This window comes from Castellaniella denitrificans (assembly GCF_042653765.1).
GTDB classification, from domain to species: Bacteria; Pseudomonadota; Gammaproteobacteria; order Burkholderiales; family Burkholderiaceae_B; genus Castellaniella; species Castellaniella denitrificans.
In genome coordinates this window covers 386,191-399,430 of sequence record NZ_JBHSEZ010000001.1, presented here as the reverse complement: position 1 = coordinate 399,430, position 13,240 = coordinate 386,191, and the positions used below count along the sequence as shown (strand labels likewise).

At 69.0% G+C, this 13,240-nt stretch carries 8 protein-coding genes; 2 read left to right on the top strand and 6 right to left on the bottom strand.

Annotated features, from left to right (window positions below):
- Nucleotides 1–213: 213 nt before the first annotated feature.
- Nucleotides 214–2,292, top strand: coding sequence for a S9 family peptidase (locus ACFO27_RS01925; RefSeq protein ID WP_376815765.1), 2,079 nt, complete (start codon nucleotides 214–216; stop codon nucleotides 2,290–2,292).
- On the opposite strand, the gene ACFO27_RS01920 is transcribed toward ACFO27_RS01925, so the two are convergent.
- From ACFO27_RS01920 to ACFO27_RS01895, 6 genes are all read right to left on the bottom strand, one after another.
- Nucleotides 2,289–3,608 carry an MFS transporter gene (locus tag ACFO27_RS01920; RefSeq protein WP_376815764.1) on the bottom strand — a complete coding sequence of 440 codons (1,320 nt, stop codon included), beginning with the start codon at nucleotides 3,606–3,608 and terminating at the stop codon, nucleotides 2,289–2,291. The two genes, ACFO27_RS01925 and ACFO27_RS01920, sit on opposite strands and share 4 nt — an antisense overlap.
- Nucleotides 3,609–3,627: 19 nt before the next feature.
- On the bottom strand, nucleotides 3,628–5,745 hold the full coding sequence (locus ACFO27_RS01915; RefSeq protein ID WP_376815763.1) for a TonB-dependent siderophore receptor: 2,118 nt from the start codon (nucleotides 5,743–5,745) through the stop codon (nucleotides 3,628–3,630).
- 243 nt (nucleotides 5,746–5,988) lie between these two features.
- Nucleotides 5,989–6,402: a DUF2442 domain-containing protein gene (locus ACFO27_RS01910; protein ID WP_323025500.1), complete on the bottom strand. Its 414-nt coding sequence runs from the start codon at nucleotides 6,400–6,402 to the stop codon at nucleotides 5,989–5,991.
- Nucleotides 6,389–6,637 (bottom strand): DUF4160 domain-containing protein, encoded by a 249-nt coding sequence (locus ACFO27_RS01905; protein WP_376815762.1) that lies wholly within the window; start codon nucleotides 6,635–6,637, stop codon nucleotides 6,389–6,391. Before ACFO27_RS01905 ends, ACFO27_RS01910 begins: the two co-directional genes overlap by 14 nt.
- A 144-nt stretch (nucleotides 6,638–6,781) precedes the next feature.
- Nucleotides 6,782–10,249, bottom strand: a complete 3,468-nt coding sequence (gene mfd / locus ACFO27_RS01900; protein ID WP_376815761.1) for a transcription-repair coupling factor — start codon at nucleotides 10,247–10,249, stop codon at nucleotides 6,782–6,784.
- A gap of 14 nt (nucleotides 10,250–10,263) precedes the next feature.
- On the bottom strand, nucleotides 10,264–11,097 hold the full coding sequence (locus tag ACFO27_RS01895) for an SIS domain-containing protein (protein ID WP_376816380.1): 834 nt from the start codon (nucleotides 11,095–11,097) through the stop codon (nucleotides 10,264–10,266).
- 222 nt (nucleotides 11,098–11,319) lie between these two features.
- Between ACFO27_RS01895 and edd the strand changes: the two genes are divergently transcribed.
- Nucleotides 11,320–13,152: a phosphogluconate dehydratase gene (gene edd / locus ACFO27_RS01890; RefSeq protein WP_465251348.1), complete on the top strand. Its 1,833-nt coding sequence runs from the start codon at nucleotides 11,320–11,322 to the stop codon at nucleotides 13,150–13,152.
- Nucleotides 13,153–13,240: the final 88 nt, after the last annotated feature.

Genomic DNA, 13,240 nt, shown 5'->3' with positions numbered 1-13,240 from the left:
CATGAAAATCATTCTCAATTAGGGATGGAATTCTAAACAAGAATTGTTCGTAGTTCAAATTGTGTAGGAATTATGAAAGAATGATACGGTTCAGGGTGGGTTGCGCGGGCCGAATGGCGGGCCGATGCCCCTGCCATGCCGGGCCGCCCGGCGAGATTCAGTCTTCAGATCATGCCCTCTGTCCCATCACACGGTTTGGCCACTCCCTGGCCCGTGATCACTCCCCCCATCGCGCCCCGCGAACCCCATGAAATCAGGCAGCTCGGACGCGCGCGCGTCGATGCCTACGCCTGGATGCGGTTCATCCCTCCGTCCGGCACGCGCACGCTGGACAATCTGCCGCCGCGGCTGCGCGGGCACCTGGATGCCGAGACGCGGTATGCGCGGGACCTCCTGGGTCCCCTGGAGCCCGCCGCGCGGTGGTTCCGCGAACGCCTGGCGGCAGGCGCTCCGGATGTCCGCGAGCCGGCGGCCGGAGCATCCGGGGGCTGGCGCTACCACGCCGGACTGCCCGAGGGCGGTTCGCACCGCGTCTTTTCCCGCACCGGCGCGGACGGGCGGACCCAGCGCCTGCTCGACGAGGCCGTGCGCGCCGAGGGCCATGCCTACTATCGCGCCACGGACCATCAGCCCAGCCCGGACGGCCGCTATTTCGCCTGGGCGGAAGACGTGATCGGCGACGACCGCCACCGGATCTGCCTGCTCGACATCGACAGCGGCGCCATCCGCATCCTGGTGGCGTCCGATGCGTTCGGCTATGGCGGCTTCACCTTTTCGCCCTCGTCCCGTCATTTGTTCTGGATCTGGCGCGACGAGCACAGCCGTCCGACCCGCCTGTACCGTTCTCCGGTCGAGGGCGGCGAGCCGGTGCTGGTCCACGAGGAGCGCGATTCCGCAATCTTCATGCGGGTGGCGCGCACGGCCGCCGATCGTTTCGTGACGCTGACGCTGGCCGGTCCGGATACCGGCGAGGTCCGCCTGATCCCCGCCGGTGCCGAGACGGATCCGCCCCGGACGGTGCGGCCGCGCCGGCGGGGCGTGCGCTATGAAGTGGATGAGTGGAATGGCGCCCTGCTGATGCTGACCGATGCGGACGGGGCGATCGACCGCAAGCTGCTGCGCCTCGATCCCGTCAGCTTCACGGTCCGGGACGAACTGGTGCCCCACCGCGCTGGCGTGCCCATCATCGCGGTCCGGCCCTTCGCCGAGGCGCTGGTCCGGCTGGAGCGCGCGCAGGGCCTGCATCGTCTCGTGCTGACGCATGCCGACGGGCGGGAAACCCGGATCGGTTTCGACGAGCCCGCCTATTGCATCGAGCTTGCCGCTTCCCAGCCATATGGCGCAAGGCGGGTGCGCATCACGCACCAGACGCCGGCCAGCCCGCCGCGCTGGGTGGACGTGGACCTGGCGAGCGGCCGGCGGCATGTGGCGGGACGAGCCGATCCGCGCGGTTTCGATCCCGGCGCGTACCGCGTCGAGCGCCTGGAGGCGCGGGCGCCCGACGGGGCAATGGTTCCCGTTACCGTGCTGTCCCGCAAGGATGCGAAGGGGCCCCGGCCCCTGCTGCTGACGGGCTACGGCGCCTACGGCATCGCCCGGGAACCGGATTTCTCCTGGCCGGCGGCCGTGCTGGTCGATGCCGGGTTCCGGTACGCCATCGCGCACGTGCGCGGCGGATCCGAGAAGGGCGCGCGCTGGTACCAGGACGGATGCCGCGGGCGCAAGCGCAATTCCATGACCGATTTCATCGCGTGCGCGCGCCATCTGGTGGAGACCGGCCATGCGGAACCCGGCCGGATCGTGGCCCACGGCGTGTCGGCCGGTGGGCTGCTGGTGTGCGGCGCGATGAATAGCGCGCCGGAGCTCTGGGCGGGCGTGATCGCCCAGGTGCCTTTCGTCGACATGCTCAACACCATGAGCGACGCCGACCACCCGCTGGTGCCGCTGCTGCGTCCGGACTGGGGCGACCCCCTGGCCGACCCCGAGGCCTACGACTGGATCGCAGCGATCTCGCCTTACGAGAACGTGAGACGGGTCGCCTATCCGCCCCTGCTGTGCACGGCCGGATTGAAGGACGACCGCGTGCCTTACTGGGAACCGGCCAAACTGGTGGCGAACATCCGCCATCGGGGAACGGGCGACCGGCCGGCGATCCTGGTCCTGGACCCGGACAGCGGCCACCAGGGCAGCGACGACCGGGACCGGGCATTCGAGCAGGCGGCGCTGTTCTGGGCCTTCGCCTGCCAGTGCGTGGGTGTGCCGGTGCCGCCGGATGGGGCGGGGTGCTCCTAGGCGGGGCTTTCCGCCGCCAGCCGCCGTTCCCTGAGCGTCCGCAGGACGGATCGCAGGGCGCAGGCGGCCGATACGGTCAGCGCCGGCACGGCGACGGCGGCGACGGCGTTCAGCAGGTGCTTTTCGAACAGCCGGTCCGAGAACGTGCCGGCCAGCAGCGGACCCGCGGCGCCGAACAGCGAGACGATGAAGCTCCAGAGGGCGAAGCAGCGCGCCCTGAGGGACGCGGGCGCCAGGTCCTGCAGCATGGTGGGCACCAGGGCGTTGGCCGTGCAGGTCATGAACAGGAACAGTCCCACGGCGATGAAGGCGTGATCGAGCGTGCGCATGGCCGTCAGCAGCAGGAGCACCGGCATGGCGATGAGCACCGACGCGCCCATGATCAGGGGGCGCGCCGCCTGGCCGATGCGCCGGGCCAGGGCGCGGTCCAGCAGCCCGGCCACCGGCAGGCAGCCGATGCTCGTGACCAGGATGATCAGCCCCATGGCGTGGCCGATGTCGCCGGGGGCGGCGTCGAAGCGGCGCTCCAGCGACAGCGCGATCAGCTGGTTGAGCGCCTGCACCGCGGTGATCAGGCAGCCGGCCGTGCCGACGAACAGGCCGACGGCCCGCCAGCGCAGCCGCAGGAAGGCCCGCAGCGATCCATGGGCCGCGCGGTCGTCCGCGCCGAGGTGCCGGACGGGATCGGCCGTCAGGGCGCCGAGCAGCAGCAGGGGCAGGCCGGCCGTGCCCAGCAGCAGGAAGGCCTTGCGCCAGGGTTCCGCGTGCCAGGCGAACAGCGTGTCCGCCGTGGACAGGATGGCGCCGCTGAAATAGAAGCCGCCGCTCGCCCCGGCCGCCATCAGGGCCGCGAAGCCGAGATTGGCCGCCACCCGGTGCCGTTCCGGCGCCAGGTCGGGAATCATGGAGTAGACCAGCGGGACCATGGCGAATTCGGTGATGCCCGCGGCCGAACGGCCGATGAAGAAGAGCGGAAACGTGTGCGCGATGGCGCTCAGCCCCATCAGGGCGGATGAGGCCGCGATCAGGCACAGCAGCACCCGTTTGCGCGAGTAGCGGTCCGCGAAGCGCGCCAGCGGGATCGCCAGCGCGCTGGCGATCAGGATGCCCGCCAGGCCCTGCAGTGCGCCCAGGGCCGCATCGCCGACGCCGAAGCTTTTCTGGATGGCGGACAGGGACACGGCCTGCAGGCCGACGTCGGCCATCTGCAGGCCGGCGGCGATGCCCAGGAAGGCGACCGTGAAAATGCCCTGGACAGTCCAGGCGGACTGTCCAGGGCAGGCGGCGTCCCGGGATGGATCCGGGGTCAGGGTCATTGATTCAGCGCCATTGAACTCAGTGCCATTGGTATTGCAGCTGCATGTCGATGGTGCGTTCGCCGCCGTAGTAGCAGTAGAAGTCGCAGCCGCTGACGTAGGTCTTGTCGGTCAGGTTGCGCGCGTTCAGCTGCACGGCCCAGTTGCGGTCGATCTGGTAGCGCGCCATCAGGTCGAATAGGGTGTAGCTGGGGATGATATCGCCTGGGTAATAGTGTTGATCTTCGGTCGAGCCGTTGTAGCGCACGCCAGCGGCAACCGTCAGCGCGCCGCTATTGGGCAGGTCGAATCGATGATCGACCCAAAGGCTGGCCTGGTGGCGGGGGATCAGAGGAGCGCGGATCGTTTGTGCTTCACCGATGTCCTGACGGGCATGGCTGTAGGTATAGGTGACTTTCACGCCGGTGCGTGGCGTGATCCGGAAGTCGCCTTGCAGTTCCACGCCCTTGTTGGTGCGCTTGCCGCCTTGCACCTGGATGTTGGACGCGTCCGCGATCAGGGCGTTCTTTTCCTCGATGTCGAAATAGGCCAGCGTCAGCGTGCCGTTCAGCCAGTCCGGCTCGAACTTGACCCCGACTTCCTTCTGTTTGCCGATGTAGGGTTGATAGGTACGGCCATAGCCATCGACGCCGACGATGGGCTTGAAGGACTCGGAATAGCTGACGTAGGGCGAAACGCCGTAGTCGCTGATGTACATGGCGCCGACGTTCACGCTGTTGTGGCTGATGTCGTAGCCGGAGGTCGTGCCGGCGATCGTGCCGTCGCTTCTGGCGCGGTCGTGGCGGATGCCGGCATTAAAGTTCCAGCGCGATCCGACGCGTGCCTGGGCGGAGGCGTACAGGCCCAATTGGTTGGAGCTCAGGTCGTAGGGTGTCGCGGTGACTGCGAAGGGCTGACCGTAGACTGGATCGAACATGTCCAGGGTTGGAGCTCCCCCGAAGCCGTTGTTGCGGCCGGAGGTGCTGGACTTCAGGTAGTCGACGCCGAAGATGGGCAGGATCTCCACCGAGTCGCCCAGGCGCACGCGGCCCTTGATGCGGTGATCGATGTAGTGGTTGCGGGTGCTGCCGTCGGTGAGCGAATAGCCGCGCAGCAGTTCGCGGTTGCCGTCGGAGCCGTAGGCGAACACGTTGCGCTGGTCGAGGTCCAGGTACGAGAACTTGTAGTTCTGCGTGAAGGTCCAGTCGGGGTTGAACTTGTGGCTGAACAGCCAGCCGGCGCTCGCCTGGGTGCGTTTCAGGTGGTCGAAGCCGGGCTCGCCCGCGTTCAGGCGCCGGTCGATCTTGCCGTAGGGGGTGTCGATGAGGGTGCCGTAGGCCGGCAGGAATCCGTTGGTCGGGCGGCCGTCCTCGCGCTGGATGCTGGTCAGCAGCGTCAGGGAGGTGTGGTCGCTGAAGTCCATCGTCAGGCTGGGCGCCAGATAATAGCTCTTCATGTCCGTGTCCCGCTGCGTGCCGTCCGCGCGGCGGGCCTGCGCGACGATGCGGTAGTACACGTTGCCCTCGTCGTTGGCGATCCCGTTGTAGTCGATGCCCAGGCCCAGACGGCCGCGATGGCCCGCCTCGGCGTTCATCAGCAGGGATTTTTCCTTGTGGGGCCGCTTGGTGACCAGATTGACCACGCCGCCTGTATCGGATGCGCCGAATTCCAGGGCGCTCGGGCCTTTCAGCACTTCGACCTGTTCGACGCCGAAGATTTCGGGCTTCCAGACGAAGAATCCGTTCGGGGTCGTCGGCGTGCCGTCCAGCGAGGTGGAGGCGTCGAAGCCGCGGATCTTGAACCATTCAACCTTGTTGTCCGCGCCGAAGGGTTCGCTGAGGATGCCCGCCTGGTACTGCAGGGCTTCGTCGAGCTTGCGCGCGCCTTGGGCCTCGATGTCCTTGGCGCTGATCACGGCGCTGGAATTGGGCGCATAGAAGTCCAGGCTCTGCAGGTCGCCGACGGAGCCGGTCACGGTGACGGCGCCGAGCTCCTTGACGGGCTGGCCGTCCGTACCGGCGGGTGCCGCCGTGGTGCCGGCGGTGCCCGTGTTCGTCTCGGTGTTCTGCGCATGGCCGGGGGCCGATGCCAGCGCGAGGCACCCGGTCGCGGCGAGCGCCGCCCAGGTTTTCTTGGGGGTATGAATGGAGTTCCGCATGTCTTTCCTGGCCGGTGGACGATGAAGGGAGCGGAAAGGGTGTGAACGCCCCACGGGTGTTCTGGACCCGCCGCAGGCTTCGCGCGAATTTCCCCTCTCTGGATCAGGCGTGCCTTGTAGCTCCACCATGAATGAGAGGCAAATTCTAAACAATAATAATTATCAGTTCAAATGTTAAGTAAATTGTCAGATCGGCGAGCCTGGCGGCGGTGCGCCTGTCTTTCGAGCTGGCGGTACGTGATCTCAGCCGCCATCCGGCCGCTTGCGTGGTCGCCCGCCCTTGAGACCGTTGGCGCGTGCGGCCCGGGTCTTGGCTTCGGAGCGAGCCCGTCCGCCGGCTTGGCCCAGCAGGCTCGCCATCCAGCGGCGCGTGCCGAACAGCCCCTGGATCAGGGCGGGCACATATAAATCCACGTCCAGATCCGGCCAGTGCAGTCCGGTGCCTTCGGGGCTGATGTCGATCCTGTCCAGGGAAGCCGGCGGCGCGTCCGCCAGTCCTTGCAGCAGATGGACCGGGATGGCCAGCTCGAGGCCGTGGCGCAGCGTGATGACGATCCGCCGCGAAGCGGGGTCGTAGTGCGCGGCTTCGGCGTAGCCGGTGTCCGGGATGGGATCGTCGTCCGGAGGAGGCGCGGGGAGGGCATCAGGTGTCGTCATGGATCATGCTCCAGTGCAGGCACAGCAGATGGGTGTGCGATTCCAGTCGTTTGCGTATTTGCGTCAGCGCATGGTGCGCCAACCCTGCGATTCGGACCGGTTCAGGCGGCCCGTGCGGGCAGTTCAGTCGGAAGACGGCTTCCGCGTCGTTGCCGATCACATGGACGTGGGGCGGGCGGTGATCATTGGCGTAGATCACGACGCGCCAGCCGTCGAATCGCAGGATGGTTGCCATAGTATATATAAACCCAAGCGGTTTGGATAGAAGACGAGATACCAAACCGACAGCATGACCCGGCGCATGCTGAATGGGATGCCGATGGCACACGTTTTGTCCGCTGGGGAAATCCTGGATGGGCGGAGAAATCCCGGCGCACGCCTACGCCGCCGCGCCCGCCAGCCTTTGCAGCAAGCCGCGCAGTTTCTGCACGCGGCCGGGTACGTCCACGGTGCCGCCGAAGGTGATCTTCAGGCGGTCGGGGCCGTTCAGGCGGACCTGCCGGTCCTGCTGCACCAGCTCGATGATGCGGATCGGATCCACGTTGGGCTGGGCGGAGAACTGGATCGAGGCCTGGGTCTCGCCGGCATCGATCTTGATTACGCCCAGCGGTTCGGCCAGCAGCCGCAGGCGGTGCAGCGACAGCAGGGTCTGGCCGGCCTCGGGCAGCTTGCCGTAGCGGTCGATCAGCTCTTCCTGCAGCAGGGTGAGCGCGTCGGCGTCGGCGGCGTGCGCCAGGCGCTTGTACAGGCCCAGCCGGGCCTGTACGTCGGCGCAGTAGTCGGAGGGCAGCAGCGCCGGGGCGTGCAGGTTGACCTCGCACTGGCTGCCGAAGGGCGATTCCAGGTCGGGCTCCTCGCCGGACTTCAGGGCGCGCACGGCGGCGGCCAGCATGTCGTTGTACAGGCTGTAGCCGATCTCCTGGATGTTGCCGGACTGCGATTCGCCCAGCACTTCGCCGCTGCCGCGGATCTCCAGGTCGTGCATGGCGAGGAAGAAGCCGGCGCCCAGCTCTTCCATGGACTGGATGGCCTCCAGGCGCTTCTTGGCGTTGGCGGTCATGGCGTCCTCGCCCGGGGTCAGCAGGTAGGCGTAGGCCTGGTGGTGGGACCGGCCCACCCGGCCGCGCAGCTGGTGCAGCTGCGCCAGGCCGAGCTTGTCGGCGCGGTGGATGAGGATGGTGTTGGCCGAGGGCACGTCGATGCCGGTCTCGATGATGGTGGTGCACAGCAGCACGTTGAAGCGCTGCTGGTAAAAGCCCTTCATGACCTCTTCCAGCTCGCGCTCGGCCATCTGGCCGTGGGCGACGGCGATGCGGGCCTCGGGGACGAGTTCCTCCAGCCGCGCGCGGCGGTTGTGGATGGTCTCGACCTCGTTGTGCAGGAAGTAGACCTGGCCGCCGCGCTTGAGCTCGCGCAGGATGGCCTCGCGGATGGTGCTGCCGTCCTCGCGGCGCACGAAGGTCTTGATCGCCAGGCGCTTCTGGGGCGCGGTGGCGATGACGGAGAAGTCGCGGATGCCTTCCAGGGACATGCCCAGGGTGCGCGGGATGGGCGTGGCGGTCAGGGTCAGCACGTCGACCTCGGCGCGCAGGGCCTTCAGGGCCTCCTTCTGGCGCACGCCGAAGCGGTGCTCCTCGTCGATGATGACCAGGCCCAGGTGCTTGTAGCGTACGTCCTTGGAGAGGATCTTGTGCGTGCCGATGACGATGTCCACCGAGCCTTCGGCCAGGCCGGCGATGGCCTTGGCCGTTTCCTTGCTCGTGCGGAAGCGCGAGAGTTCGGCGATGCGCACCGGCCAGTCGGCGAAGCGGGTGGCGAAGTTCTGGGCGTGCTGCTCGGCCAGCAGGGTGGTGGGACACAGCAGCGCCACCTGGCGGCCGTTCATGACGGCCAGGAAGGCGGCGCGCAGGGCGACCTCTGTCTTGCCGAAGCCCACGTCGCCGCAGACCAGGCGGTCCATGGGGCGTCCGGAGGTCATGTCCTGGATCACCGCCGTGATGGCGGCGGCCTGGTCGGGGGTTTCCTCGAAGCCGAAGCCTTCGGCGAAGGCCTGGTAGTCGCGGGCGGGGAACTTGAAGCGCAGACCTTCGCGGGCGGCGCGCCGGGCGTACAGGGCCAGCAGTTCGGCGGCCGTGTCGCGCGCCTGGCGGGCGGCCTTGCGGCGGGCCTTTTCCCACTGGCCGGAACCCAGCGGGTGCAGCGGCGCCTGGTCCGGATCGGCGCCGCTGTAGCGGGCGATCAGGTGCAGCTGCGAGACCGGGACGTACAGGGTGGCGTCGCGGGCGTATTCCAGGTGCAGCAGCTCGATGGGGCCTTCGCCCAGGTCCATGCTGACCAGGCCGCGGTAGCGGCCGATGCCGTGCTGCACGTGCACCACCGGGTCGCCCACGTGGAGCTCGGCCAGGTCGCGCACCATGGCGTCGACGTCGCTGCTCTGTTCGTGGCGGCGGCGCGTGCGCGCGGGGCGGCCGGCCTGGGCGGGATAGAGGTCGTTTTCCGTCAGCACCGCCAGCCCGGCGGGCGGCGCCTGGAAGCCGCCTGTCAGCGGTGCGACGACCAGGGAAAATCGCTCATCTCCCCGCACGCAGTCTTGCCAAGTATCGAAGATGGCGTCGGGCTTCAGATGGTAGTCGGCCAGCAGTTCGGCGATGGTCTCGCGCCGGCCGGCGGAGTCCACGCACAGGGCCGTGCGCAGCGGGGTCGCGGCCAGGTGGCGGCGCAGGTCGGCCAGGGGGTCGTCGGCGCGGCGGTTGACGGCCGCGGGCGGGCAGGGGGCGAAGTCCGGATGCGCGCCTTCGTCGGTCAGCGCCAGGCGGGCCAGGCCGCGCAGGCGGGCGTGGAAGGCCTCGTCGTCCAGGAACAGGGTGTCGGGCGGCAGGACCGGGCGTTCCGGGTCGGACTTCAGGAACTGCCAGCGGTTGCGCGCGTCCTGGGAGAACCGTGCGATGGCCGCCGGGGCGTCGCCCAGCGTGATGGCGATGGTGTCGGGCGGCAGGTAGTCGAACAGCGTGGCCGTCTGCTCGAAGAACAGCGGCAGGTAGTATTCGATGCCGGCGAAGGCGATGCCGTTGCCGATGTCCTTGTAGGGCAGGGCGCGCGACGGATCGCCCTCGAAGACTTCGCGGAAGCGCGCGCGGAAGCGGTTGCGCGCGGCCTCGTCCATGGGGAATTCGCGGCCCGGGAGCAGTTCGATCTCGCGCACCGGGTACAGGCTGCGCTGGGTGTCGCCGTCGAAACTGCGAATGGACTCGATCTCGCGGTCGAACAGGTCGATGCGGTAGGGCAGGGCCGACCCCATGGGGAACAGGTCGATCAGGCCGCCGCGGATGCAGAACTCGCCGGGCGCGCCGACCTGGGTGACGTGGCTGTAGTTGGCCAGGGTCAGCTGGGTGCGCAGGCGTTCTTCGTCCAGGGCGTCGCCCTGGCGGAAATGGAAGGTGTAGGCCGCCAGGAAGGCGGGCGGGGCCAGCCGGACCAGGGCGGTGGTGACCGGCACCACCAGGATGTCCACGGCGCCCTGGCTCAGGGCGTGCAGGGTGCGCAGGCGTTCGGAGATCAGGTCCTGGTGCGGGGAAAAGCTGTCATAGGGCAGAGTTTCCCAGTCGGGCAGGAAGCGCACGCGCAGGTCCGGGTCGAACAGGGCGATCTCGTCGGCCAGGCGCCGGGCGGCCAGCGGGTCGGCGCAGAAGGCGGCCAGGGGGTGCCGGGCCTCGCGGGCCAGGGCGGCCAGCAGCAGGGCGTCGCCGGAGCCCGGCGGGCGCGGCTGGGCGTAGCGCTGGCCGGGCCGCAGGGCGGCCAGGGTGGGGCCGATCGAGGGCAGGGACAAGGGGGTGCTCGAGGAATCCATGAGGTGTTCGGGAGTTACGGCCGGCGTTTGCCGATCAGGCTTTTCTTGGTCTTTTCCAGCACCCGGCTGGCCTGGTCGCCGCGCCGCAGGGCCACGCCCAGGGCCAGCACGTCGATGATCGCCAGGTGCGCCAGCCGCGAGAGCATGGGGCTGTAGAGCGCGGTGTCTTCCTGGGTGTCGGCGCGCAGGTGCAGCGTCGCCAGTTCGGCCAGGGGCGTGCCGGAGGCGGTGACGGCGATGAGGGGGCAGCCGTTGGCTCGCGCCAGGCCGACCGCTTCGAGCAGTTCGCGCGAGCGGCCCGAGTGCGAGATGGCGACCAGCGCGTCGGCCGGGCCCAGCAGCGAGGCCGCCATGGCCTGGACGTGGCTGTCGGAATAGGCGGCGACCGCCAGGTCGTAGCGGAAGAACTTGTGCTGTGCGTCGGCGGCGACGATGCCGGAATTGCCCACGCCGTAGAACTCGATGCGGCGGGCCCGCGCCAGCAGGTCGATGGCCGATTCGACCGCGGCGGGGTCGAGCGCGTCGCGCACGCGCAGCAGTGCCGAGACGGCGTTGTCGAAGACCTTGCCGGTCAGGCCGGCCACGCTTTCGTCGGGCCGCAGCGAGGAATGCACGTAGGGCACCCCGGCCATGAGGCTGGCGGCCAGCCGGACCTTGAAATCGGGCCATCCCGCGTGGCCCAGCGCGCGGCAGAAGCGGATGACCGTGGGCTCGCTGACTTCGGCCGCCCGGGCGATCTCGCCGATGGTCATGCGCGCGACGTCGCCGGGATGGGCGATGGCCAGGCGCGCGACGCGGGCGGCGGCGCGGCTCAGCCTGGGCAGACGGGCGCGCAGCTCGGGCAGGATGGATGTATTCATGAGGGCACCAGTATAAAGGCGGGATGAGATCGGACATGGAATGGTCCCTGCGGACCATTCCATGCCTATCGAATCCGGTCGGATCCGGCGGTATAAGTAATCAAATTACATATAAATCATAAAGATTGCTTATATGCATAAAAAATGTAGTTTCAATAAAAAATCAGCCTATACTGAAGCCCTGTCCACTCCCGTCCTTCGGAGGCTGTCGTGATCCTTCATCCCGTCGTCCGGTCCGTGACCGAGCGCATCGCCGCCCGCAGCCGCGCCACGCGCGAACGCTATCTGGCGCGCAGCCGCGCCGCCTACGGGACGAAGACGCGGCGCGCCGGGCTGGCGTGCGCCAACCTGGCCCACGCCCTGGCGGCCGAGCCCGATGCCGCCAAGGCGCGCCTGGCGGGCTCCGAACGGCCCAACCTGGCCATCGTATCGGCCTACAACGACATGCTGTCGGCGCACCAGCCGCTGGGCCGCTATCCGGCCTGGATCCGCCAGGCCGCGTTCGCTGCCGGCGGCAGCGCCCAGTTCGCGGGCGGGGTGCCCGCCATGTGCGACGGCATCACCCAGGGCCAGGCGGGCATGGAACTCAGCCTGTTTTCCCGCGACGTGATCGCTATGGCCACGGCGATCGCGCTCAGCCACCAGATGTTCGACGCGGCGGTCTGCCTGGGGGTGTGCGACAAGATCGTGCCGGGCATGCTGATCGGCGCGCTCAGCTTCGGCCACCTGCCGGTGGTTTTCGTGCCGGCGGGGCCGATGCCTTCGGGCCTCTCCAACGAAGAGAAATCCCGGGTGCGGCAGCTCCATGCGCGGGGAGAGGTGGGCCGCGACGCCCTGCTGGCCTCGGAAATGGCCGCCTATCACGCGCCCGGCACCTGCACCTTCTACGGCACGGCCAATTCCAACCAGATGCTGATGGAAATCATGGGCTTGCACCTGCCGGGGGCGTCCTTCGTGCCGCCGGGCACCGCCCTGCGCGAGGCCCTGACGCACGAGGCCGCGCGCCACGCGCTCGGGCTGGCCGCCGGAGGCGGGCGCTTCACGCCGGTGGCCGAGGTCGTCGACGAGCGCGCGCTGGTCAACGGCATCGTCGGCCTGCTGGCCACCGGCGGCTCCACCAACCACACCTTGCACCTGGTGGCCGTCGCCCGCGCGGCGGGCATCGCCATCGACTGGGACGATTTTTCCGAGCTGTCGGCGGTGGTGCCGCTGCTGGCGCGCGTTTATCCGAACGGCGGGGCGGACGTGAACCAGTTCCAGGCGGCGGGCGGCATGGCCTTCCTGATCCGCGCCCTGCGCGAGGCCGGGCTGGTGCATGACGATGTGACCACCATCATGGGCCGGGGGCTGGAGGCCTATACGCGCCGCCCGGCGCTGCGCGACGGCGCCCTGGTCTGGGAAGAAGGCCCGCGCGCCTCGGCGGACGAGTCGGTGCTGCGCGGGGCGGACGCTCCCTTCAGCCCGGACGGCGGATTGAAGCTGCTGCGCGGCAACCTGGGGCGCGCGGTGATCAAGGTGTCCGCCGTCGCGCCCGAGCACCGCGTGGTCGAGGCCCCCGCGCGGATCTTCGAGAGCCAGGCGGCGCTGCTCCAGGCCTTCGGGCGCGGCGAGCTGGAGCGCGACCTGGTGGCGGTGCTGCGCTTCCAGGGACCGCGCGCCAACGGCATGCCCGAACTGCACCAGTTGACGCCCGCGCTGTCCGTGCTGCAGGCCCGGGGCCATCGGGTGGCCCTGGTCACCGACGGCCGGATGTCGGGCGCCTCGGGCAAGGTGCCCGCCGCGATCCACGTCACGCCCGAGGCCTGCGCGGGCGGTCCGCTGGCGCGCCTGCGCGACGGGGATCTCGTGCGGCTGGACGCCGTTGCCGGCACGCTGGAAGTGCGGGAAGACGCGGCCTGGCTGGCGCGCGAGCCGGCGGGTTTCGACCCGGAGGCGTCCGCGCAGGGGATCGGCCGGGACCTGTTCGGCGTGGCCCGCGCCCACGCGGACGGGGCCGAGCAGGGCGCCTGTTTCTTCCAATGGCCGCAGTGGGCGGGGCGCTGAGCGCGCGGCGCCGCCCGCCGGACGGATAAAATGAGGCGTTCCGCAATTTCCGCACAGGCGCCCGGATCGAGCCGCCGTCCGGCGCGTT